This window comes from Serratia sp. A07 (assembly GCF_058725505.1).
In genome coordinates this window covers 46,062-67,848 of the sequence record NZ_JBZXDO010000011.1, presented here as the reverse complement: position 1 = coordinate 67,848, position 21,787 = coordinate 46,062, and the positions used below count along the sequence as shown (strand labels likewise).

General features: G+C 62.3%; 22 protein-coding genes. 2 read left to right on the top strand and 20 right to left on the bottom strand.

Annotated features, from left to right (window positions below; translation table 11 throughout):
* Positions 1–16 precede the first annotated feature (16 nt).
* From gutQ to AC4PR2_RS13475, 17 genes are all read right to left on the bottom strand, one after another.
* Positions 17–988: an arabinose-5-phosphate isomerase GutQ gene (gene gutQ / locus AC4PR2_RS13555; RefSeq protein WP_049270680.1), complete on the bottom strand. Its 972-nt coding sequence runs from the start codon at positions 986–988 to the stop codon at positions 17–19.
* Positions 981–1,754: a glucitol operon DNA-binding transcriptional repressor SrlR gene (gene srlR, locus AC4PR2_RS13550; RefSeq protein ID WP_033635559.1), complete on the bottom strand. Its 774-nt coding sequence runs from the start codon at positions 1,752–1,754 to the stop codon at positions 981–983. Before srlR ends, gutQ begins: the two co-directional genes overlap by 8 nt.
* 83 nt (positions 1,755–1,837) lie before the next feature.
* On the bottom strand, positions 1,838–2,194 hold the full coding sequence (gutM, locus tag AC4PR2_RS13545) for a transcriptional regulator GutM (RefSeq protein ID WP_070913878.1): 357 nt from the start codon (positions 2,192–2,194) through the stop codon (positions 1,838–1,840).
* A 46-nt stretch (positions 2,195–2,240) separates the two neighbouring features.
* Positions 2,241–3,020, bottom strand: coding sequence for a sorbitol-6-phosphate dehydrogenase (gene srlD, locus AC4PR2_RS13540; protein WP_060424894.1), 780 nt, complete (start codon positions 3,018–3,020; stop codon positions 2,241–2,243).
* Between the two features lie 10 nt (positions 3,021–3,030).
* The gene (gene srlB / locus AC4PR2_RS13535) at positions 3,031–3,393 is read right to left on the bottom strand and encodes a PTS glucitol/sorbitol transporter subunit IIA (RefSeq protein WP_004941520.1); all 363 of its coding nucleotides are present in this window, start codon (positions 3,391–3,393) and stop codon (positions 3,031–3,033) included.
* A gap of 22 nt (positions 3,394–3,415) precedes the next feature.
* Positions 3,416–4,396 carry a PTS glucitol/sorbitol transporter subunit IIB gene (gene srlE / locus AC4PR2_RS13530; protein ID WP_025303875.1) on the bottom strand — a complete coding sequence of 327 codons (981 nt, stop codon included), beginning with the start codon at positions 4,394–4,396 and terminating at the stop codon, positions 3,416–3,418.
* Between the two features lie 15 nt (positions 4,397–4,411).
* Positions 4,412–4,960, bottom strand: a complete 549-nt coding sequence (srlA, locus tag AC4PR2_RS13525; protein WP_004941528.1) for a PTS glucitol/sorbitol transporter subunit IIC — start codon at positions 4,958–4,960, stop codon at positions 4,412–4,414.
* 235 nt (positions 4,961–5,195) lie between these two features.
* The gene (gene fbaB / locus AC4PR2_RS13520) at positions 5,196–6,245 is read right to left on the bottom strand and encodes a class I fructose-bisphosphate aldolase (protein ID WP_033644067.1); all 1,050 of its coding nucleotides are present in this window, start codon (positions 6,243–6,245) and stop codon (positions 5,196–5,198) included.
* Positions 6,246–6,451: 206 nt separating this feature from the next.
* The gene (locus AC4PR2_RS13515) at positions 6,452–7,138 is read right to left on the bottom strand and encodes a GntR family transcriptional regulator (RefSeq protein ID WP_060441145.1); all 687 of its coding nucleotides are present in this window, start codon (positions 7,136–7,138) and stop codon (positions 6,452–6,454) included.
* Between the two features lie 98 nt (positions 7,139–7,236).
* Positions 7,237–8,568, bottom strand: a complete 1,332-nt coding sequence (locus tag AC4PR2_RS13510) for an MFS transporter (RefSeq protein WP_060424888.1) — start codon at positions 8,566–8,568, stop codon at positions 7,237–7,239.
* Positions 8,549–10,054 carry a mannitol dehydrogenase family protein gene (locus AC4PR2_RS13505; protein WP_443014694.1) on the bottom strand — a complete coding sequence of 502 codons (1,506 nt, stop codon included), beginning with the start codon at positions 10,052–10,054 and terminating at the stop codon, positions 8,549–8,551. Before AC4PR2_RS13505 ends, AC4PR2_RS13510 begins: the two co-directional genes overlap by 20 nt.
* Positions 10,055–10,106: 52 nt before the next feature.
* Positions 10,107–11,396, bottom strand: coding sequence for an MFS transporter (locus AC4PR2_RS13500; RefSeq protein ID WP_197784734.1), 1,290 nt, complete (start codon positions 11,394–11,396; stop codon positions 10,107–10,109).
* 91 nt (positions 11,397–11,487) lie between these two features.
* Positions 11,488–12,504 (bottom strand): Zn-dependent oxidoreductase, encoded by a 1,017-nt coding sequence (locus AC4PR2_RS13495; RefSeq protein ID WP_443014702.1) that lies wholly within the window; start codon positions 12,502–12,504, stop codon positions 11,488–11,490.
* Between the two features lie 5 nt (positions 12,505–12,509).
* Positions 12,510–13,724 (bottom strand): D-mannonate dehydratase ManD, encoded by a 1,215-nt coding sequence (gene manD / locus AC4PR2_RS13490; protein ID WP_149571696.1) that lies wholly within the window; start codon positions 13,722–13,724, stop codon positions 12,510–12,512.
* Positions 13,725–13,893: 169 nt separating this feature from the next.
* On the bottom strand, positions 13,894–14,799 hold the full coding sequence (gene yegS / locus AC4PR2_RS13485) for a lipid kinase YegS (protein WP_100396697.1): 906 nt from the start codon (positions 14,797–14,799) through the stop codon (positions 13,894–13,896).
* A gap of 466 nt (positions 14,800–15,265) precedes the next feature.
* Positions 15,266–16,618: a prephenate-dependent tRNA uridine(34) hydroxylase TrhP gene (gene trhP, locus AC4PR2_RS13480; RefSeq protein ID WP_060424878.1), complete on the bottom strand. Its 1,353-nt coding sequence runs from the start codon at positions 16,616–16,618 to the stop codon at positions 15,266–15,268.
* A gap of 301 nt (positions 16,619–16,919) precedes the next feature.
* Positions 16,920–17,258 carry a YegP family protein gene (locus tag AC4PR2_RS13475; protein WP_038873760.1) on the bottom strand — a complete coding sequence of 113 codons (339 nt, stop codon included), beginning with the start codon at positions 17,256–17,258 and terminating at the stop codon, positions 16,920–16,922.
* Positions 17,259–17,596: 338 nt separating this feature from the next.
* Here AC4PR2_RS13475 and AC4PR2_RS13470 point away from each other — a divergent pair, with 338 nt between their 5' ends.
* Both AC4PR2_RS13470 and AC4PR2_RS13465 read left to right on the top strand, forming a co-directional pair.
* Positions 17,597–17,860: an antitoxin gene (locus AC4PR2_RS13470; protein ID WP_443014695.1), complete on the top strand. Its 264-nt coding sequence runs from the start codon at positions 17,597–17,599 to the stop codon at positions 17,858–17,860.
* Between the two features lie 3 nt (positions 17,861–17,863).
* Entirely contained in the window at positions 17,864–18,253 is a 390-nt protein-coding gene (locus AC4PR2_RS13465; protein WP_047730091.1) for a type II toxin-antitoxin system VapC family toxin, read from the top strand.
* Positions 18,254–18,257: 4 nt separating this feature from the next.
* Here AC4PR2_RS13465 and baeR read toward each other — a convergent pair whose 3' ends face one another.
* The 3 genes from baeR to AC4PR2_RS13450 are packed head-to-tail and all read right to left on the bottom strand — an operon-like array spanning position 18,258 to position 21,783.
* A complete protein-coding gene (gene baeR, locus AC4PR2_RS13460; protein WP_060441150.1) occupies positions 18,258–18,974 on the bottom strand; it encodes an envelope stress response regulator BaeR in 717 nt (238 codons plus the stop codon).
* On the bottom strand, positions 18,974–20,356 hold the full coding sequence (gene baeS / locus AC4PR2_RS13455; protein ID WP_049202687.1) for an envelope stress sensor histidine kinase BaeS: 1,383 nt from the start codon (positions 20,354–20,356) through the stop codon (positions 18,974–18,976). The genes baeR and baeS overlap by 1 nt, the downstream gene beginning before the upstream one ends.
* Positions 20,353–21,783, bottom strand: a complete 1,431-nt coding sequence (locus AC4PR2_RS13450) for an MFS transporter (protein ID WP_049202686.1) — start codon at positions 21,781–21,783, stop codon at positions 20,353–20,355. The genes baeS and AC4PR2_RS13450 overlap by 4 nt, the downstream gene beginning before the upstream one ends.
* Positions 21,784–21,787 lie beyond the last annotated feature (4 nt).

Here is a 21,787-nt window from a genome sequence, read left to right as displayed (position 1 = left end):
GCGCCCCCGGCGTTGATCAGCCGATGCCGGCCTGATGCAGATCGTGCAGGTTGAGCGCCCCCACCAGCACGCCGTCCATATCGACCACCGGGGCCGCGCTGATGTGCTGTTCGTGCAGCGCTTCCAGCGCCTCGCCGGCGCGCCACTGCTCCGGCAGCCGATAGCCGGGGCGGGTGATCGCCGGGCTGAGCGGATCCTGCAGGCTGTTGCCCTTCACCAGCCAGCGGCGCAGGTCGCCGTCGGTAAACACGCCCACCACCCGCTGCTGCGCGTCGCAGACCGCCACTAACCCGAGCCCGGTGCGGCTCAGCTCCAGCATCGCTTCCATCACGTTGGCGCTTTCGCTCACGCGCGGCAGGCGATCGCCGGTGCGCATCAGGTGATGCACGCGGTTCAACAGGCGAGCCCCCAGGCTGCCGCCAGGGTGCGAGCGGGCGAAATCTTCCGCGTTGAAACCGCGCTGGCGCATCAGCGCCATCGCCAGAGCATCGCCCATCATCAGCGTGTTGACCGCGCTGGAGGTCGGCGCCAGCCCCATCGGGCAGGCTTCGCGCTCGACGCCGATATCCAGCACGCAGGCCGCGGCCTGCGCCAGCGGCGACTCTTTGCCGCCGGTGATGGCGATCACCGGAATGCCGTTCTCCGCCAGCAGCGGCAGGATCAGATCCAGCTCTTTGGCGCGGCCGGAGTAGGAGATGAACACCACCACGTCGTCGGCGCCGATCATGCCGAGATCGCCGTGCAGCGCTTCCGCCGGATGCACGAAGAACGACGGCGTGCCGGTGCTGGCCAGCGAGGCGGCGATTTTCTTGCCGATGTGGCCGGATTTGCCGATGCCGGAAATCACCGCTTTGCCACGGCAGTTCAGCAGCAGTTCGCAGGCGCAGACGAAGTTGTCGTCCAGGCGCGCCAGCAGGCGTTGCGCTTCGGTCAGCTCGATCTCCAGCGTTTCGCGGGCGAAGGCGAGCAGGGCGTTGGCGTTACTCATCGGGGTCTCCTACCAGAAGGATATTGATGCCTTTCGCCTGCAGGGCGGCGAGGTAATCGGGGTTGATGTCTCGGTCGGTGATCAGCGTGTCGACGGCGCTGAGTTCGCACACCACGTTCGGGCTCTTGCGGCCGAATTTCGAGGAGTCTACCAACAGAATAATGCGGCCGGCGGCTTCGCACATCGCTTTGCTGACGTTGTGCACTTCGTTAAAGGTGGTGACGCCGGCGTTGAGATCGACGCCGTCTGCGCCGATAAACAGTTTGTCGAAGCTGAACTGCTGAAACGCCGATTCGGCCAGGCTGCCGTGGAACGAGGCCGATTTTTTGCGGTAGGTGCCGCCGGGCATCAGGATGGTCTGATCGTTGTCCAGCTCCACCAGCGCGTTGACGATGGTCAGGCTGTTGGTCATCACCGTGATGTTATTGAACTGCGCCAGGTGCGGCACCATCTGCAGCACCGTGCTGCCGGCATCGAAGATCAGCGAGTCGCCGTCGGCGATCAGCGCCACGGCGGCGCTGGCAATGTGGCGTTTTTTCTCGGTATTGATATGGGTTTTGCGGTCGATCGGCTGATCGCCGTCGTCGCGGCTGAGCACCACGCCGCCGTAGGTGCGGATCACCTCGCCTTCTTCTTCCAGCAGGGTGAGATCCTTGCGGATGGTGGTGCCGGTGGTGGAGAAATGCTCGGCCAGGGCGTCCACTGCCGTCTTGCCATGCCGCTGCAGATATTCAAGGATAGCGGCCTGCCGCTGCTTTGGTTTCATCGCGATTCCCGTTCACAAGAGTTGGGCATTTCCCCTCGCTGAATAATTCACTATGAAAGGTAATGTCTTTTAATGTGAAAATATCACGATTTGGGTTTAATCGCTAACGATAGTGCAGACTGGCATGCGCGATCCTCGGGGAAGATCACATCCGGGCGCAAATCCCGCTGATGCAAACCGTGCAATCGAGGCAGCGGGCGGGGCCGGGCGAAAACGGTCAGGCCGCGCAGCAACAGACTGCCGCACACCCGCCGATCGGCGTCGAAGGCCAGCGCCAGCACCACTCGCGGGCGGAAGCGGCCGCCGGAACGGCCGACGCCGACGGCGCCCAGCCGGCACAGGCCGTCGAAGGCGCGGTTGAAGCGCTGCAGTTGCCACCAGCCGAAGGCGATTTGCAGCAGCCAGGCCAGCAGCGCGAAGGCGATCAGAGCTTGAGTCATGGGGTTCTCCTTAGGCCCCCTTCCGCGGAAGGGGGCGTCGATGGCGTCAGAACATCACCTGGCCGCCGGTGATGTTGATCGATTGGCCGGTGCAGTAAGAGGCCTTGTCGCTGGCGTAGAACAGCAGGGTGTTCAGCACGTCCTGGTAGTCGCAGCCGCGCTTCAGCGGCACTTTGTCGATGTAGTACTGCTCCACCTGGTCCGGCGCGATGCCCAGTTTTTGCGCGTACTGCGGCAGCAGCGACTGGAACATCGGCGACTTCAGCAGGTTGCCGAGCATCAGCGAATGCACGGTAATGCCGTATTCCGCCAGATCGAGCGCCAGCGACTGCGTCAGCCCCACGCCGCCGAACTTGGCGGCGCTGTAGCCGGAGTTGTGCTTGCTGCCGACCTTGCCGGACTTGGAGTTGATCTGAATGATGCGCCCGGCGATGCCGTCGCGGATCATCAGGCGCGAGAACTCGCGGGCGCAGAGGAAATAACCCACCAGGTTCACCTGCAGCGAGCGATCGAAGTCGCCCAGCGGGAAATCGGTGATCGGCGCCGCCTTGGCGATGCCGGCGCTGTACACCAGCAGGTTGGCCTGGCCGAACGCCCGGTCAACCGCCGCCGCCAGCGCGATTACGCTCTGCTCGTCGGTGGCGTCGGCCTGAAAACCGCAGGCGCTGCCTGCGCCAAACGCTTCGTTGATCTGCTGTGCCACCAGATTGGCGTTGTCGGCGTTCAGATCGGCCACCGCCACCCGATAACCGGCCTGCGCCAGCCCGTGGGACAAAAAGGCGCCTAACGTTTGGCCGCCGCCAATCACTACAGCTACTTCAGACATGGTCTACTCCTTATGCGATAAATGACAGCGTGCTGCCCAACGGGATATCGGTCGGCGTCGGGCCGGATACGTGGATCGAGCCGGGGAATTCGGCTTCGGCTTCGCCGTCGAAGCGCACGGTGATGTGGCCCAGTTCGCGCAGGTTCTGCGTGGCAACGCTGCCAACGGCGGTGATGGCGTAGCGCTGCTGCGCCAGCTCCATCACGCCGCCGACCTGCAGCTCACCGGCGGTCGCACCGTGGCGGTGGATGAAGCAGAACTCTTCGATATCCGCCGGCGCGCCTTCACGGAAGGTGATCAGCATGTTGTCCAGCAACGCGTCGCGGGCGCAGCCACCGATCTGCGTGATGGTGGTGTGAAAAATGGTGTGCATAAACGTCTCCCTGGAAATCAGCTTATTGATAAATGAAGGCCGAGGCGGCCCAGGCGATCAACACCGTCGGCGCGCCGGTCAGGAAGCGGCCGACCAGCACCGAGGGCACGCCGACCCGCACGGTGTCCTGCTTGGCTTCCGCCAGCGACAGGCCGACCGGAATGAAGTCGCAGGCGGCCTGCGCGTTGATGGCGAACAGCGCGGGCAGCGCCAGCTGCGGCGGAATATGGCCGAGGCCGATCTGCACCCCGACCAGCACGCCGATCACCTGGGCGATAACCGCGCCGGGGCCGAGGAACGGCGACAGCAGCGGGAATGAGCAGATCAGCGCCAGCGTCACCAGGCCGATCGGGCTGTTGGCGAGCGGCGTCAGGCCGTGAGCGATAAAGTCCCCGAGGCCGGAGGCCATGATGATGCCGATCAAGGCCGAGACGAACGCCATAAACGGCAGGATGGTCTTCAGCACGGTGTCGATGGTGTCGCGCCCGGCCTGGAAGAACACCGCCACCACCGATCCCATGCCCATGCCGACCTTCGCCAGCAGCCCGTCGCTTTGCTCGGTGATCTTCTTGCTGGTGTCGTAGTCGCGCGCCTTGGGCGGTGCTGCAACGGCGGCGGCGGGTTGGCTATCTGCCGCTTCGATTCGGCTGATGTTGTGGTCGCGCACGCCGGAGACATAGATGTCTTCGAGGATAAACTGCGCCAGCGGGCCGGACTGGCCGGTGGCGTGGATGTTGACCGTCGGAATGCGGCGTTTCGGGTACAGGCCGCAGCGCAGGGTGCCACCGCAGTCGATCACCGCCACGCCGATCTCTTCCGCCGGCGGCTCGCCCTCTTTGAAACCGTCGACGGCCGGCCAGCCGGTCAATTCGCTGAGGCGATCGACGATCGAAGGCCGGGTGCCGGCGGTGATGTACACCACTTTCTTGCCGGGCTCTATCGGCAGCTCCAGGGGGCCACCCCAGCCGCTGGCGCCTTTTTCAATACGGATATAAGCACTCATGCTGCACTCCACGAATTAAAGTTGCACCTGGCGATCCAGACGGATGCCCATCTTGCGTTCGAACAGGCTGGTGGTCAGATCGGTGACCCAGCCGCGGAAGAAGTTGGTGAACAGCCCCACCAGGAAATAGCTCACCGCCAGCGGGCCGAGCGGCAGGCCGAGGGTGGTCAGGCCGCTGGCGATGCCGAGGTAAACGAACAGCTCGCCGGGGTTGATGTGTGGGAACAGGCCGTTCATCGAGTGGCAGCTGTAGGAGGCCGCCGCGTAGTAGCTCGGCTTGTATTTCTCCGGCATGAAGCGCCCCAGGCTGAGGGTCATCGGGTTGCAGAAGACAAAGGTGCCGATCAGCGGCAGCAGCAGATAACGCGAGACGGGGTTGCCCGCGCAGCGCTGCGCCAATCGTTCGATACGTTCCTGGCCAACAAATTTGATCAGCGCGTTCATGATAACCAACAGGCTGATCAACAAAGGTAAAATGCCGGTCACCATGCCGACAAACACTTCACCGCCTTTCTGAAACAGGCCGATAAACCACTCGGCGCCGTGGGTGATTAGCTCAATCATTATGTTCTCCTGTAATGGACTGATATGGCCTGGAGCGAACGGCGGCTCTGTGGCCATGGGCCTTACAGTAGTCACTTTGTTGGGCTATTTGTTTTAAATAGATCACAGTTTGAAAGATAAATATTTTATTTCGAAAGTTTAAAGTGAAAGAAAGAGAAGGTCTGTGGCATGAGGGGGAGAAAGCGGGCACAAAAAAGCCCGGCTAGCCGGGCTTGAGGACAGGTGGTCCGTCACATCAGGCGATGGTGACCTTCTTGTCCAGGTAGGCGTCTTGCACAGCGTTGATCAGCGCCACGCCGTCTTTCATCGATTTCTTGAACGCCTTGCGCCCCAGGATCAGGCCCATGCCGCCGGCGCGTTTGTTGATCACCGCGGTGCGCACCGACTCCTGCAGGTCGTTCTCACCGGCGGCGCCGCCGGAGTTGATCAGCCCGGCGCGGCCCATGTAGCAGTTGGCCAGCTGGTAGCGCACCAGATCGATCGGATGATCGGTGGTCAGCTTGGTGTAGACGCGATCGTCGGTATAGCCGAATTTCACCGCGCGGTAGCCGCCGTTGTTTTCCGCCATTTTCTGTTTGACGATGTCGGCGCCGATGGTGGCGGCGATGTGGTTGGCCTGGCCGGTCAGATCGGCGCTGGAGTGGTAGTCCACGCCATCCTTGTTGAACGCCGGGTTGCGCAGATAGGCCCACAACACGGTGACCATGCCCAGCTCATGCGCGCGCTCGAAGGCGATCGAGATCTCTTCGATCTGGCGGCGCGACTGCTCGGAGCCGAAGTAAATGGTGGCACCGACCGCCACCGCGCCCATGTTGAACGCCTGCTCGACGCTGGCGTACAGGGTCTGGTCGTACTGGGTCGGGTAGCTCAGCGTTTCGTTGTGGTTGAGTTTGACCAGGAACGGGATCTTGTGCGCGTAGCGGCGCGATACCGACGCCAGCACGCCGTAAGTGGAGGCGACGCAGTTACAGCCGGCTTCAATCGCCAGCTCGACGATGTTCTTCGGATCGAAATACAGCGGGTTGGCGGCGAACGAGGCGGCGGCGGAGTGCTCGATGCCCTGATCGACCGGCAGGATCGACAGGTAGCCGGTGCCGGCCAGGCGGCCGTGGTTGAACAGGGTTTGCATCGAACGCAGCACGCTGTTGGGACGGTTGTTATCGATCATTACGCGGTCGACGAAGTCGGCGCCCGGCAGGTAGAGATTCTCGGCGGGGATAGTGGTACAGCGGTGTTGCAGCAGATCTTCCGCTTCCTTTCCTAGCAACTGCACAATATCAGTCATGATTCACTCCCGATTAAGCTTCTTCATACACCGGCAATGCAAGGGTTTTTGACCACCGGCGAAGTAAAAAAGCGGTGATTGAAGCTGTAAAGCGATACTACCGAACTTGATCCGGCAAGGACAAACAATAGATGCGATTGAGAGGAAATGCCATTGGCGAGGCCAAATACGCGGGGACGATCGCCCCCGGCGCGCTAAGCGATTAATTATTCGATCTCGAACCACTCGGTGTTCTGCAGGGCGATCGGGGTGATGGAGTAGATCATCTCCTGCAGGTGATCGTGGATGGCGCGCTCCGCCGCCTCGGCATCGCGCGCTTTCAGCGCCTCGTAGATGCGGTAGTGCTGCTTGATCAGGCTCTCCGGCGGCGAGACTTCGCTCAGGCTGAGGAAACGCACCCGATCCATGGTGGCCTTGATGGTTTCGATGGTCTCCCACGCCAGCGGGCAGTCGGCGAACTGGGTCAGCAACTGGTGGAATTCATCGTCCAGCGCCAGAAACTCGCGCGTCTGCCCGTTCTGCGCCGCCAACGCCTGGCGGTGCAGGTTATGCTCCAGCGTCATTAGCTGCGCCGCGGTGGCGCGCTCCGCTGCGCGGCGCACGATGGCGCATTCCACCGCCTGACGAATAAAGCGCCCGTCGGCCACGCGCTTGGCGGAGATTTTCATCACGAAAGTGCCGCGCTGCGGCAGGATCTGCACCAGGCCGGCCTCCGCCAGCTTGATGAAGGCTTCGCGCACCGGCTGGCGCGAAACGCAAAAGCGCGTGGAAATCTCTTTCTCGGACAACAGGGTGCCGGGGGGGATGGTGCAGTCGACGATATCCTTGCGCAGGAAGCGATAGATCTGCTGGTTGACCGGGACGTTGTTGGTGAGACTGTACGTTTCAGACATGGCGACAATCAGGCATCTGGCTGGAATTCGAATGCCACCATACTAGCAGATTATTGGTTGAGGGCGGGGGGATAAATCCACCCGCCGGGTAGGGTAACTCAGTGATGCCAATCCTGATATTCCTGCTTGCGCCGCCCCGGCGCGGTTTCCGGCATCAGGCTCAGGCCGATGGCCGACACCACGCCCAGCACCATCATGTAACCCGCCAGCCCGTAGTAGTGGCCGCCGGTCACCTGCAGGATCTTCACCGCCAGCAGCCCCAGAATGCCGCTGCCGATCAGCGATCCTATCTGCCAGATCAGCGCGATGCCGCTGCAGCGCACGCGGGTGGGGAACAGCTCCGGGAAGTAGGAGGCCTGTGGCGCGTAGCACATGCTGTGGCCGAAGGTCAGCACCACGATCATGGCGATCTGCGTCACCCAGAAACTATCGAGGTTGATCGCCATAAAGAACGGCACGATGCACACCACCTGCAGCAGCGCGCCGGCGATGTACACCGGTTTGCGCCCAACCCGATCGGAGAGGCGGCCCATCAGCGGAATGGCGAAAATCTCCAGCAGCACCGCCACGATCATCGCTTCCAGCAGAATGGTCTCGTTGAGGTGGTTGGCTTTGCCGTAGGCCAGCACGATCACCGTGAACATGGCGAAGGCGCAGGCTTCAATCAGCTTGGCGCACACCCCTTTGCCGATAAGGCCGGGGTAGCGGCGGGCCACTTCCACCACCGGTCGGCTCTCCACCGCCTTGGTGGCGCGGATCTGGGTAAACACCGGCGACTCGTCGATCTTCAGGCGAATAAACAGCCCGACGATCACCAGCAGCAGGCTGAGCAGGAACGGAATGCGCCAGCCCCAGTCCAGCATCTGCGCCGGCGACAGCACGGCGGTCAGCAGCGCGAACAGCCCAGACGGCAGCAGGAAACCGGCGGGCGCGCCGATCTGTACCCAGCTGGCGTAGAAGCCGCGCCGCGGCGGCGGCGCGTATTCGGCGGTCATCAGCACCGCGCCGGCCTGTTCGCCGCCGACGCCGAAGCCCTGCAGCACGCGGATAAAGATCAGCGCGAGCGGCGCCCAAATGCCGATCTGTTCATAGGTGGGCAGCAGGCCGATGCAGAAGGTGCCGAGGCCGACGATCAGGATGGTGATCACCAGCGCCTTCTTGCGGCCGACCTTGTCGCCGATGTGGCCGAACACGATGCCGCCCAGCGGGCGCGCCAGGAAACCGACCGCGTAGGTGGCGAAGGCCGCCAGCGTGCTGATCAGCGGATCGGCGCTGGGGAAAAACAGCTGGCCGAAGAACAGCACCGCGGCGGTGCCGTAAGCGAAGAAATCGTAATATTCGGCGGCGGTGCCGATGGCCGAAGCGCTGGCGACGCGCCGCAGCAGCGGTTGATTGCCGGTATTGACGGCGTTATGCGTGGTGACGGTCATCGGAAACCTCCCGGTCGGTAAGCGGCAGAGCGGCGACGGCGGCTTTGGCCCCCAGGCTCAGCAGTTGATGATAAGCGTGGCTGACGGCGCGGACGAAGTCAGGCGAGTCGGGCAGATCCTGGCCGAAGACGCTGTCGAGCTGCAGCAGCGCCAGGACGCGGGGCTGGCCTTCCTCGCTGCCGGCGACCAACGCGGCGATGGGGTCGCGCAGCGGATCGCTGATGTCGATCGGCGCGCCTTGCTCATCGCGGCCGCCGACGTAGCGCATCCAGCCGGCGACGCCCAGCGCCAGGCAGTCGAAGCGGCTGCCGCGCGCCAGATGCCAGCGGATCGCGTCCAGCAGCCGCTGCGGCAGCTTTTGCGTGCCGTCCATGGCGATCTGCGCGGTGCGGTGCTTCAGCGCGCGGTTGCGGAAACGCCGCAGCAGCGAGTCGGCATACTGCGCCAAATCGACGTTCGGCACCTGCAGAGTTGGTGCCTGTTCCGCCAGCATCAGGTGACGGGCGGCGCGGACAAAATCCGCGTCCTGCATGCAGTCACCGACGTGCTGATAACCGGCCAGATAGCCGAGATAGGCGAGGAACGAATGGCTACCGTTCAGCATGCGCAGCTTCATCTCCTCAAACGGCAGCACGTCGCTCACCAGTTCGGCGCCGACCTTTTCCCAGGCCGGTCGCCCCTGGGGAAAGCGGTCCTCAATGACCCACTGGCTGAACGGCTCGCAGGCCACGCCGACCTCATCCTCGACGCCGCCCAGCCAGGCAAGCAGCTGCCCGCGGGCTTCCTGCGTCATCGCCGGCACGATGCGATCCACCATGGTGGAAGGGAAGGCGACCTCTTGACGCACCCAGTCGGCCAGCGCCGGATCCTGCCGCTGCGCCAGGTCGAGCAGCACCTGGCGCGTGACCCGGCCGTTGGCCGGCATATTGTCGCAGGACATCACGGCGAACGGTGGCAGCCCGCGTTCACGGCGCAGGCGCAGCGCCGCCAGCAGCAGCCCCGGCGCCGACTGTGGCTGTGCCGGATGGGCGATATCATGCGCGATTGCCGGGTGTTCCGCCATCAGCCGGCCGCTGGCAGGGTGGTGGCAATAGCCCTTTTCGCTGATGGTCAGCGAGACGATGGCGATCTCAGGCTGCGTCAGGGCCGCCAGCACCGCCGCCAGCCCGTCGGTTTGCAGGTGCAGCGCCTGGCGCACCACGCCGATGACCCGGCCCCGCCAGCCGTCGTCGTCCATCTCCGCCACCGAGAACAGCAGATCCTGTTGCCGTAGGTCGGCGATCTTTTGCCGGCCGTGCTGCATGCTGATTTCGCAGTAGCCCCAGTCGCTGCCGTGCTCGTTGGCCAGCCTGTCGGCGTACATCGCCTGGTGCGCGCGGTGAAACGCGCCGAAGCCGATATGCACCATGCGTGGTTTCACGCGCTCACGTGCGTAGCCGGGCCGAATAATGGCGGCCGGCAGAACGCGGTGGTCGGAAAGTCTCATGTTCAATGTCCCTGGAGAGGTAAGCAAAGGGGCGAAGCCGCCCCGCCTGGCGTTATGGTTTTAAGATTTGCACGCCCGCCGTTGCGCGCGGCGCCTTGATCACCAGCAGCACCAGCAGCGCGCCCAGCGCGGCGACGCCGCCCGCCAGCATAAAGGCGCTGTCGAATTTGCCGGTGTTCTGCACGATGTAGCCGGTGACGATCGGCCCGATGATGCCGGAGACGCTGCCGATCAAATGAATGAACCCGCTGGCGCCGCCGACCCGGGATTTATGCACCACGTCCTGGATGATCGCCCAGTAGAGGGCGCCGGTGATGTAAAGGAAGAAGATCGACACCGACATCAGCATCACCGCCGGCACCACGCTGCTGACGGTGCCTGCCAACGCCACACACACCGCCGCCGCCATCAGGCTGGTGACCAACACGATCTTGCGCGACAGCAGCAATTTGCCGGTGATGTTGAAGATTTTGTCGGAAATATAGCCGCCGAGCGCCAGCCCGACGAAGCCGACGATCCACGGGATCATCGTGGTCAGGCTCATCTCCTTGATGTTCAGGTTGTGCGCCTGCACCAGATACGAGGGGAACCAGCTCAGGAAGAAGAACAGAATGTAGTTGTAGCAGAAGAAGGCGAAGGCGGTGACCAGAATGATCGGCTGCTTCAGGTAGTAACCCAGCCCGTGCGCTGCGTCACTCAGCGCGCTTTCCTCGCCGAGGTTTTCCTGTTTCAACCGCGCGATCAGCGCCCGTTCTTCGGCACTGACGCGCTGGCTTTTCGCCGGGTTATCCGCCACCACGAAGAACCACACCAGCATCCAGACGATGCCGATGGCGCAGATGATCATAAACGCCGGTCGCCAGCCGAACGCCAGCGCCAGATAGCCGACGATCGGCCCGGCCACCGCGCCGCCCAACGGCGAACCGGCGCTGAGCAAGCCCATGGCGGTCGCCGCCTGCTTCTTCGGGAACCAGCCGTTGATCATCTTGTTGGCCGAGGCGCAGATCGGCCCTTCGGCCATGCCGAACAGGACGCGCAGGATCAGCATCGAGTAAAAACCGGTGGCGATTGCCGTCATGCCGCAGAAGAGGGACCACAGGCCGACCGCCACGCCCAGCACCAGCGTCGGGCCGAAACGGTCGACCGCCAGCCCGCCGACGAAGTTGAAGATGGCGTAGCCGAAGAAGAAGCTGCCGAAGATCAGGCCGAACTGTTCGGCGTTCAGCATCAGATCCTGTTCGATCATCGGCACGGTGATCGACAGCGCCACGCGATCGAGGTAGTTGATCATGTAGACCATGAACAGCAGGAACACGATGGTCCAACGCAGGTTTTTAAACATAAAGCACTCCACTGGGTGTCGTTTTAATCGTGATGCTTCGTTGTTTGCACGGGCGGCGGGGGCCGCCCAATGCCCCGATGCGGCCTTGGCGTTACTCGAACTGCAGCAGCACCTTGCAGCAGGTGCGCTGATCCCGCTCGAACATCAGCATCGCCCGTTCGACGTCGCCGGCGGGCACGCAGTGGGTGAGCAGCCGCTGCGGGTCTAGCTTGCCGTCCGCCATCCAGGCGATCACCTGCGGGAAGCGTGCGCTGTTCAGGCGCGAGGAGAAGATCGACAGCTCCTTGCTGGTGATGCTCTGCTGGGTCAGGGTGCAGGCGTCGCCGGAAAAGCCCATGATGCCGATGCGCGCCGCCGGCGAGACCAGCGCGATCGCCTCCGGCAAAATGGCGGGGTGGCAGGCGGCATCGACGATCAGCGTCGGCTGAATGCCGCGCTGCTGCAGCGCCTGCGGCAATGCGGCCTCGGCGTTGTTGAACGTCTCGTCGGCGCCGTTGGCGCGCGCCATGTCCAGCCGCTCGGCGATGCGATCGACGACCCACACCTGCTTGACGCCGTACACGCCTTTCAGCGTCTGGATCACCGTGAGCCCCATCGGCCCGGCGCCGTAGATCAGCGCGATGTCGTCAGGGCGCGGTTGCAGGTGGGCGGTGATGTTGGCGGCGATGCTGAAGGGTTCGATCATCGCGGCGTGGCGATCGCTGATGGCGGGCGGAACCGGATAGGCGTTGCGCGCCGGTACGCAGACGTAGTCGCTGAAGCCGCCGTCGCGGTGCACGCCGATCACCTGCAGCGAGGTGCAGACGTTGGGCCGGCCGACCGAACAGGGATAGCAGTGGCCGCAGCTCACCACCGGATCTACCGAGACGCGTTCGCCGAGGCGCGCCGGATCGACGCCTTCGCCCAGCGCATCGATCAGGCCGAAGAACTCGTGGCCGATCACCCGCGGATAGCGGGCGAACGGGTTATGGCCGTGATAGATATGGACGTCGGAGCCGCAGATGCCGGCGAATTTCACCTTGACCCGCACCTCGCCGGCCGCCGGCTGCGGCAGCGCGCGCGTCTGCAGCGCCAGGCGCCCGGGCTGTTCGATCACGACGCTGCGCATGGTGTTTACCAGTTCCATAAGGTGCCATCCTCCAGACGCGCGACCGGCAGGTAGGCCGGTTCATACGGGTAACGGGCCGCCAGCTTCTCATCGAACTCGATGCCGATGCCCGGCTTGTCGCCCGGATGCATATAGCCGTCGTCGAACGTCCAGCTGTGCGGGAACACCTCGAGCATCTGCTCGGAATAACCCATGTATTCCTGCACGCCGAAATTCGGCACCCACAGATCGAAATGCAGCGCCGCCGCCATGCAGATCGGCGACAGATCGGAAGGGCCGTGGGAGCCGGTGCGCACCTGATACAGCGAGGCGAAGTCGGCGATGCGCCGCATGCCGGTAATGCCGCCCGCGTGCGTCAGGGTGGTGCGGATGTAGTCGATCAACTGCTCTTCAATCAGCTGTTTGCAGTCCCAGATGCTGTTGAACACCTCGCCGACGGCGATCGGCGTGACGGTATGCTGGCGAATCAGGCGGAAACAGGCCTGGTTTTCCGCCGGCGTCGGATCTTCCATCCAGAACAGGCGATACGGCTCGGCGCTTTTGCCGAAGCGCGCCGCTTCGATCGGCGTCAGGCGGTGGTGCATGTCGTGCAGCAGGTGCTCGTTGAAGCCGAACCTGTTGCGCACCGCATCGAACAGTTTGGGGGTGAAATCGAGGTATTTTTCCGTCGACCACAGCTGCTCTTCCGGCCAGTCACCTTTGGTGGCCGGCTCATAGGCCTGGCCTTTGCCCTTGGCCATGCCGTAGGTGGTTTTCATGCCCGGCACGCCGCATTGGACGCGGATGGCCTTGAAGCCTTGTTCTTTATGCTTGGCGTAGTCGTCGAGCACCTCGTCGATCGAGTGGCCGGTGGTGTGGCAATACACCATCACCCCCGAGCGCGACGCGCCGCCCAACAGCTGATACAGCGGCATGTTGGCGGCCTTGGCCTTGATGTCCCACAGCGCCATGTCGACGGCGGAAATGGCCGACATGGTCACCGGGCCGCGCCGCCAGTAAGCGCCTTTGTAGAAGAATTGCCAGAGGTCTTCGATCCGCTGCGCGTCGCGGCCGATCAGCTGCGGGCAGAGGTGATCTTTCAGGTAAGAGGACACCGACAATTCACGCCCGTTCAGCGTGGCGTCACCGAGGCCGACGATACCGTCATCGGTGGTGATCTTCAGCGTGACAAAGTTGCGCCCCGGGCAGGTGACGAACACCTCGGCGTTGACGATTTTCATAACCTTCACATCCTGTAGCTGCGGAGAGATAGCGCGAAAATACGCCATGAACTAACTACCATACAAGTATGAATTAATGAATTTGCCGGAGAGGATCACATTTGATCGTGAGCGGAAGCGGGTAAGCGGAGGGGGAAGAAGCGGGGCGCAGCGGCTGCGCCCGACAAGGTCAGCCCAGCAGGGCGCAGTTAGGCGGCAGGCGGCATTCGATGGCCTGCGGCAACACTTCGATGCGGAAATGACGGCCTTTGAGCGGCTCGCCGTCGAGGTTGAAAGTCATCTCATGCGGCGCGTCGATCTCGAGCCACGGCAGCGCTGCGCTGAGGATGCTGTTGCTCTCTTCGTCGTTGAACAGGGCGGCGACCAGCGCCGGCAGCAGTTCATCGGCGATCAGCAGGCGCAGCTGCAGCAGGCCGTCGTTGATCAGCGCGCTGGGGCACAGCTCCTGGCCGCCGCCGGCCTGTTTGCCGTTGCCGATGCCGATCACCAGCGCCTCGCCGGCCCAGCGGAAGTCCGGCCCGCGAATTTCACAGCGGTCGGCCTGCAGCGTATCCATGCGCAGCAAGCCGTGCACGAAGTAGGACACGCCGCCCAATGCCGCCTTCAGCTTCTCCGGCGTTTCGGTGGTGATGCGGGTGCCGAAGCCGCCGGTGGCCATGTTGATGAAGTAGCGCTCGCCGTTAACCTTGGCCAGATCGATCGGCACCGAGCGGCCCTTGATCGCCAGCTGCAGCGCCTGTTCCGGCGACGGGGGAATATTGCAGGCCATGGCAAAATCGTTGGCGGTGCCGAGCGGCAGGATGCCCAGCACCGGCCGGTTGTGCGCCGGCAGTTGCACCAGCGCGGCGGCCACTTCGTTGATGGTGCCGTCACCGCCGCCGGCGACGACGGTGCCGACGCCGAGCTGCGCGGCTTCCGCGACGTAGCGCGCGGCGTCGCCGTGTTCCCAGGTGACGCGCACGTACAGCGTGATTTGCTCTGCGCGCAGGCGTTTGACCGCCTGACGCAGCTCTTCGTTACCGGCGCCTTTGCCGTTGAGAATAAGCAGGGCGGGCGCATGTGAGTGTTGAGGCATTGCCGATCTCCTCCGGCGGAAAACCAAGAATGCCTCAAGATAAACCAGCTGCCGCCACCAGGCCATCAGAATATTCAGCTAATTCTGGTTATTCCCCGGCGTTCAGTGAATATGAAGCAAGGCGAATTTATCTGAATTTTACGCGGAAATAAGCCAGGTTTTAAAGACGAGAGGATTAATCGCTGTAGCGTTATTTATATATCGAAGCGGCGTGATTATTATTATTAAAACGGATAACGAGAATAAGTTATGGAAATAGGCGCAGCGAAAAAAATAGGCGAGCCCATAAAGAAAAAGCCAGCCCAAGGGAGATTGGGCCGGCTAAGGAGGTGGTTCCTAGTATTGCTATGCAAATATTTTCGTTGTTCGTTTTAAGCAGCGTGATAGTAACCAAGCTGCGCGCACATTGATGTGATCCAATTCTAATATTTGCTAAAAATCGCCGCCGAATGACGGCGATTCATTTTTATGCCCCGGCGCTATTTTCTTCCGCCAAATTGCGGATCAGCAACGCATAATTGAGATCGATATCCTGCGGGATCGGCAAATAAACGATATGGCCGTTGCCCGGCGCCACCTCAATCGGTTCGCCTTTCTTATTTTGCATGCTTTCGAGGGTGAAGACCACGTTGCCGCCCGGCGTCATCATCTCGACGCTGTCGCCGAGTGAGAACTTATTCTTCACGTCGACCTCCGCCCAGCCATCGCGGCGCACGCCGGTGAATTCGCCGACGAACTGCTGGCGCTCGGAGAGCGAGGAGCCGTAGTCGTAATTCTGCTGCGCTTCGTGCACGTGGCGGCGCAGGAAGCCTTCGGTGTAGCCGCGGTGCGCCAGGCCTTCCAGCGTGGTAAGCAGGGTCGGATCGAAGGGTTTGCCGGCGGCCGCGTCGTCGATGGCGCGGCGGTAGACCTGGGCGGTGCGGGCGCAGTAGTAGAAGGACTTGGTGCGGCCTTCGATCTTCAGCGAGTGCACGCCGAGCTGCGTCAGACGCTCCACGTGCTGGATGGCGCGCAGATCCTTGGAGTTCATGATATAGGTGCCGTGCTCGTCTTCGAAGGCGCTCATATATTCGCCTGGTTTTTGCGCTTCAGACAGCATGAACACCTTGTCGGTCGGCGCGCCGATGCCCAGCGTCGGCTCGACGGTTTGCACCGGGATCGGCTCGTGCAGGTGCACGATATTGCCGGTGTCGTCCTCTTTGCCTTCTTCAGCCTTATACTGCCAGCGGCAGGCGTTGGTGCAGGTGCCCTGGTTGGGATCGCGCTTGTTGATATAGCCGGACAGCAGGCAGCGGCCGGAGTAGGCCATGCACAGCGCGCCGTGGACGAAGATCTCCAGCTCCATGTCCGGCACTTCGGCGCGGATCTCGGCGATCTCTTCCAGCGACAGCTCGCGCGAGAGGATCACGCGGGTCAGACCCATTTGCTTCCAGAACTTCACCGTCGCCCAGTTAACGGCGTTGGCCTGCACCGACAGGTGGATGTCCATCTGCGGGAAGGCTTCGCGCACCATCATGATAAGGCCGGGATCGGACATGATCAGCGCATCCGGGCCCATATCGATAACCGGCTTCAGATCGCGCAGGAAGGTTTTCAACTTGGCGTTGTGCGGGGCGATGTTCACCACCACGTAGAATTTTTTGCCCAGCGCATGGGCTTCATTGATGCCCTGCGCCAGATTCTCGTGGTTGAATTCGTTGTTGCGCACCCGCAGGCTGTAGCGCGGCTGGCCGGCGTAAACCGCATCGGCGCCATAGGCGAAGGCGTAACGCATGTTTTTCAGCGTTCCGGCCGGGGAGAGAAGTTCCGGTGTAAACATAGTGTGTCTCGGTCTGATTTCAGGTCAGTATACCTCTGTCTTTCGAACTGCAGCGTTGTTGGCTGCATTCGCTCACTCCAGTCACTTGGTTGAACAAGCTCCTGGAGACTCACGAACTTGCCGCCTGGCTGCCGTATGAAAGCCAGTGGGTATATCGCGCCCCAGATGGCGCAGTAAAAGCGGGGAATTGTAGCCGCAGCGCGGCAAGAAATCAGCAGTTAACCGGATTTATTCAAGGGAGATTGATCCCGGTCAAACGGAAAACGCGCGATGGCGGCCACCGCGCGGGCGACACGGGGGATCAGGCGCTCAAATCGCGGATATCGGTGGTCGGGCCGTTTTTCATCACCGACTGGATACCGTTTTTGGCTGCGCTTTCCGAGCTGTACATTTCGCTGACGCCGATCACCTGATGGTTCTTGGCCTTCAGCACAAAATAGGGCTGATTGCTGGTGCTGTGCTTCAGTTCAAACTGCGCTTCGTGCGGCGCATTGGTCTGCACCGAGGCGATGCCGTTCTCCGCCGACGCTTTACTGGCGTACATCTCGCTGGCCAGAATGATCTCGCCGTTACTGGCTTTCAGGTTGAAGTGGTACTGTCCGTTCTTTGCTTTTTTCAGCTCGTAATGACCGATTGCCATGGTTCTTCTCCTGTAGGTTCCGATTCGTGATGTAAGTGTAGCCAATCGCTTGAAAATCGGCGGCTAAACCTCACAGCAGCTTAGTCTAAAAAATGCGCAGTTTTCTTGCGCCGGCGCGGAGTTTTCATCCGAGAATCCCGGCGCCGCACGGGAAGCTAAGGGAAGGCGTGGTGATTGCGCAGTGCGCCGCATAATGACAATTACGTGGTTTCATCGAGCAGCATTGCGCGTTACCGTTTGCCCGCTACGTAAAGGTGAGTGAAAAGTGAGCGATACATCTTGGCATCGACACGCTACAGGCATATGCTTTGGCCTATGCCTGCTGTGGAGGTGTCGAGATGGAAAGAATCGCAAAGCTGTTTAAAAACGGCAGAAATCAGGCGGTGAGGTTACCGGTGGAATTTGAATTTGATACGGATCGTGTCTATATCCGTCGCGATCCGGAGGGCAACGTGATTTTATCCAAATATCCGGCAAAGCCGGACAGCTGGGCTCCGCTGCTGAGCATTATCGCCCAAACGCCGGTGCCGCAAGAGTTTCTTGGCGCGGAAGATCGTCAGCAAGGGGTTGCAGACCGCGATCCATTCTCTGAGGAAGAGTAGGCGATGTACATGTTTGATACCAACACCGTCAGCCACCTGTTTCGGCAGCATCCGCAGGTGCTTAACGTCATGGAAAAGCTCCCGCCTTCTGCCGTATGTATTTCCAGCGTCACGGAGGCGGAACTGCTTTACGGTGTGGCTAAACGGCGGAACAAGGCGTTGCAAAGCATGGTCGAGGCCTTTCTTGCCGCGGTGACGGTCTATGCATGGGATAGCGAGGCCGCCCGCTGCTACGGTGAAATGCGCGCGAACATGGAGAGAAAGGGCAAAATCATGGGCGCGCTGGATCAACTGATCGCCGCTCACGCGCAGAGCCGTGGCGCGACGCTGGTGACCAACGATCGCGCATTTGCCATGGTGCCCGGGTTGGCGGTTGAAGACTGGACGCGCTGATCCCCTAAACCCCATTCACCAGCCGGCAGGGCTCGGCTTCCCAGCGGTAGCCCACGCCGTATACCGAGCGAATAAAGGATTTTTCCCCGTCGATCAGTTCCAGCTTGCGGCGCAGGTTTTTGATGTGGCTGTCGATGGTGCGATCGGTGACCACCCGATAGTCGTCATACAGGTTGTTCAGCAGCTGCTCGCGTGAAAACACGTTGCCCGGCTGGCTGGCCAGCGTTTTCAGCAGGCGGAATTCCGCCGGCGTCAGATCCAGCAACTGCCCCTGATAGCTGGCCTGGAAACGCGGCTCATCGATGTGCAGCAGGTCATCTTCCCGCGCGCTCTCCTGCGGCCGATAGCTGCGGCGCAGAATGGTTTTCACCCGCGCCACCACTTCGCGCGGGCTGTAGGGTTTGCAGATGTAATCGTCGGCGCCGATCTCCAGCCCCAGTAGGCGATCGATCTCTTCGATTTTCGCCGTCACCATCACGATAGGCACGTCGCTGAAGCGGCGCAGCTCGCGGCACACCGTCAGGCCGTCGGCACCCGGCAACATCAGGTCGAGCAAAATCAGCGCCGGCGGATGCTGGTGCACGGTCGGCACCACCTCGTTGCCGTTGGTCAGCCAGCGGGTGGCGTAACCCGCCGCCTGCAGATAGTCCACCAGCAGCTGGCCCAGCTTGGGCTCATCTTCAACAATCATGATCTGCACGGGGTGATTCTGAATGTCCATCAGGGCGCCTTATTTTTTATCGGGGTAGCAAATTCTACTGTAATGCGCACGCCGCCTAAAGGCGAATGCTCGGCGCGGATTTTCCCGTCGTGGGCTTCCACGATGTTGTGGCAGATCGCCAGCCCCAGCCCGGAACCGCCGCTGGCGCGGTTGCGTGAACCTTCCGCCCGGTAGAAACGTTCGAAAATGCGCGTCAGCTGCTGATCGCTGATGCCCGGCGCGCTGTCCTGCCAGTAGAGGAACAGCCGCCCTGGCTGCAGCTCGGCGCTGATTTCCAGCCGGCCGCCGGCGTCGGTGTAGCGCAGGCTGTTTTCCAGCAGGTTATTGAACAGCTGGTTCAAACGGTCGGGATCGCCGAACAGCGGCGCCTGGGCCGGCAGATGCGTAACGATCTCCAGCCCTTTGGCGCGGAAGCGTTCGCGAAAGGCGGCGACGGCGATCTGCAGCAGGTGCACGCAATCCACCGACGATTTGCGATAGGCCAGCGCGCCGAGATCGGAAAGCGACAGCTGGTGCAGATCGTCGACCAGTTTAGTCAGGGTAGACACCTCGGCCTGCAGAGAACTGAGCGACGCCGGCGTCGGCTGGCGCACGCCGTCCTGCAGCGCCTCCAGCTCGCCCCGCAGCACCGCCAGCGGCGTGCGCAGCTCGTGCGAGACGTCGGCCATAAAAGCGCGGCGCATCTGTTCGTTTTTCTCCAGCGAGGTGGCCAACTGGTTGAAGTCGTGCGCCAGCCGGCCCAGTTCATCCTGGCTGCTGACCGCCACGCGGGTGGTGAAATCGCCCGCCGCCAGGCGATGGGTGCCCGCCACCAGGCGCTTGACCGGGGCCAGCATGCCGCGCGACAGCAGCCAGGTCACCGCCGCCGCCAGCAGGGTGGAGAGCGCGACGATGATCCAGCTGGTGCGCCGCTGCTGGCGATCGAAGTTGATGTCGGTGTTGCGCGTCAGGCGCTCGACCGGGGTGGTGATCACCCAGCCGACGATCTCGTTGTTGTAGCGGATCGGGTGGCGCGGGCCCTCTTTCGGGACCGGCCCGGAGTGGCCTACCAGGCGGTTGAACTGGCTGTCCACCACCCAAAACTGGGTGCGCCAGCCCTTGGGCGGCAGGTTGTGGCTGCTGTCGCTGTTCTGTTCGAACGAGCGCATGATCTGGTAGATCACCTGATCGTTGTTGCGCAGGAACACCCAGTTGCCGTGGTGGCTGTACTGTTCCTCCAGCGCTTCGCTCAGCATATTGATGCGCTGCTCGTTGCTGTGCTTGATGTAGTCGATAAAGCCGCGTTCAAAGCTGACGCGCACCCCCCAATGCATGGTGATCAGCACCAGCATGCAGGTGGCGAAAATGGCCAGGAACAGTTTCCCGGTAATGCCTATCTTCATTGCAACCTCGTTGAACCGGTACCCGGCTCTTTGGTCAGCGTGCGGTTGGGCGCGCTATCGGCCGGCACGCGCGCGAAGGCCAGTGCGGGCAGAGCGATAATCAACGCCATACAGCAGTAGCTGTAAATAAATGCGCTGTGGATGGCCGGGCTGTCGGCTACCACCTGGTGATGGGCGAAGCTGCCGATCAAGATGCCGGCAACGCTGACGCCAAGGCTCATCGACAGCTGCATGACCATCGACAACAGGCTATTGCCGCTGCTGGCCAGCCGATCCGGCAGGTCTTTCAGCGTCAGGGTGTTCATCGCCGAGAAGCGCAGCGAGTTGACCATCCCCTGGAAGAACAGCACCACCGGCAGCAGCCACAGCCAGCCGAGCATCGCCGCCAACAGGAAGCTCAGGCTGACCAGCGCCAGCAGCAGCGTGGCGGCCACCAGCACGTTGCGGTAGCCAAAGCGGTTGACCACCTGTACCACGATGCGTTTCATGCCCATGCTGCCGATGATCATCGGGATCATCATCAGCCCGGCGTGGAACGGCGTGAAACCCATGCCCACCTGCAGGAACAGCGGCGTCATGAACGGCAGCATGCCGCTGCCGATGCGCCCCAGCAGGCTGGCCAGCAGCCCGATCTTGTAAGTCGGGGTGCGCAGCAGCCGCAGCGAGAACAGGGCGCGGCTATTGCCGTAGGCATGCCAAACATACCCCAACAGCGCCGCTACGCCCAGCGCCACCAGGCCGGCGATGGCGCTGCCGGAGAGCCCCATGCCCTTGTGGCCGTCGAGCGCCAGCGTCAGCGACGCCATGCCGATCGCCAGCAGGATAAAGCCGCTGAGGTCGAAGCGTCGGGTCTGCATTTGGTAGTTGGGCATCAGCAGCAGCGTGGCGATGGCGCCTACGATGCCCACCGGAATATTGATCAGGAAAATCCAGTGCCAGCTGGCGTATTGCACCAGAAAGCCGCCCAGCGCCGGCCCCATCAGCGGGCCGATCTGGCCCGGCAGCGTCACGAAGGTCATCGCCGCCATGTACTGCTCGCGCGGCACGATCTTCATCACCGTCAGGCGGCCGACCGGCACCATCATCGCGCCGCCGATGCCCTGAATCACGCGCGAGGCGATCAGTTCGTTCAGGGTTTCCGAGCGGGCGCAGAGAATGGAGCCGAGGGTGAACAGCACGATGGCACTGAAAAACACCCGCTGTACGCCGACCTTGTCCGCCAGCCAGCCGCTGGCCGGCAGCGTTACCGCCACCGTCAGCACATAGGAGACGATCACTGACTGCATGCGCAGCGGGTTCTCCCCCAGGCTGGCGGCCATCGAGGGCAGGGCGGTGTTGACGATAGTGGTATCCAGCGTCTGCATAAAGAAGCCGAATGCCACTATCCAGAGTTGCCAGCGTACCGTGGCGGCGTGTTTCATCAGCATCGGT

Excerpts from the sequence above, each read along its gene's own strand:
- AC4PR2_RS13475 (WP_038873760.1), bottom strand. The coding sequence starts at position 17,258 with ATGGCAATCGGTCATTACGAGCTGAAAAAAGCAAAGAACGGACAGTAC.
- AC4PR2_RS13495 (WP_443014702.1), bottom strand. The coding sequence starts at position 12,504 with ATGCGCAGCGTCGTGATCGAACAGCCCGGGCGCCTGGCGCTGCAGACG.
- AC4PR2_RS13465 (WP_047730091.1), top strand. The coding sequence starts at position 17,864 with ATGTACATGTTTGATACCAACACCGTCAGCCACCTGTTTCGGCAGCAT.
- baeS (WP_049202687.1), bottom strand. The coding sequence starts at position 20,356 with ATGAAGATAGGCATTACCGGGAAACTGTTCCTGGCCATTTTCGCCACC.
- gutM (WP_070913878.1), bottom strand. The coding sequence starts at position 2,194 with ATGACTCAAGCTCTGATCGCCTTCGCGCTGCTGGCCTGGCTGCTGCAA.
- AC4PR2_RS13470 (WP_443014695.1), top strand. The coding sequence starts at position 17,597 with ATGGAAAGAATCGCAAAGCTGTTTAAAAACGGCAGAAATCAGGCGGTG.
- srlB (WP_004941520.1), bottom strand. The coding sequence starts at position 3,393 with ATGCACACCATTTTTCACACCACCATCACGCAGATCGGTGGCTGCGCC.
- AC4PR2_RS13510 (WP_060424888.1), bottom strand. The coding sequence starts at position 8,568 with ATGACCGTCACCACGCATAACGCCGTCAATACCGGCAATCAACCGCTG.
- AC4PR2_RS13500 (WP_197784734.1), bottom strand. The coding sequence starts at position 11,396 with ATGTTTAAAAACCTGCGTTGGACCATCGTGTTCCTGCTGTTCATGGTC.
- srlA (WP_004941528.1), bottom strand. The coding sequence starts at position 4,960 with ATGATTGAGCTAATCACCCACGGCGCCGAGTGGTTTATCGGCCTGTTT.
- srlE (WP_025303875.1), bottom strand. The coding sequence starts at position 4,396 with ATGAGTGCTTATATCCGTATTGAAAAAGGCGCCAGCGGCTGGGGTGGC.
- manD (WP_149571696.1), bottom strand. The coding sequence starts at position 13,724 with ATGAAAATCGTCAACGCCGAGGTGTTCGTCACCTGCCCGGGGCGCAAC.
- srlR (WP_033635559.1), bottom strand. The coding sequence starts at position 1,754 with ATGAAACCAAAGCAGCGGCAGGCCGCTATCCTTGAATATCTGCAGCGG.
- fbaB (WP_033644067.1), bottom strand. The coding sequence starts at position 6,245 with ATGACTGATATTGTGCAGTTGCTAGGAAAGGAAGCGGAAGATCTGCTG.
- AC4PR2_RS13450 (WP_049202686.1), bottom strand. The coding sequence starts at position 21,783 with ATGCTGATGAAACACGCCGCCACGGTACGCTGGCAACTCTGGATAGTG.
- baeR (WP_060441150.1), bottom strand. The coding sequence starts at position 18,974 with ATGGACATTCAGAATCACCCCGTGCAGATCATGATTGTTGAAGATGAG.
- srlD (WP_060424894.1), bottom strand. The coding sequence starts at position 3,020 with ATGTCTGAAGTAGCTGTAGTGATTGGCGGCGGCCAAACGTTAGGCGCC.
- AC4PR2_RS13515 (WP_060441145.1), bottom strand. The coding sequence starts at position 7,138 with ATGTCTGAAACGTACAGTCTCACCAACAACGTCCCGGTCAACCAGCAG.
- AC4PR2_RS13505 (WP_443014694.1), bottom strand. The coding sequence starts at position 10,054 with ATGAGACTTTCCGACCACCGCGTTCTGCCGGCCGCCATTATTCGGCCC.
- yegS (WP_100396697.1), bottom strand. The coding sequence starts at position 14,799 with ATGCCTCAACACTCACATGCGCCCGCCCTGCTTATTCTCAACGGCAAA.
- gutQ (WP_049270680.1), bottom strand. The coding sequence starts at position 988 with ATGAGTAACGCCAACGCCCTGCTCGCCTTCGCCCGCGAAACGCTGGAG.
- trhP (WP_060424878.1), bottom strand. The coding sequence starts at position 16,618 with ATGTTTACACCGGAACTTCTCTCCCCGGCCGGAACGCTGAAAAACATG.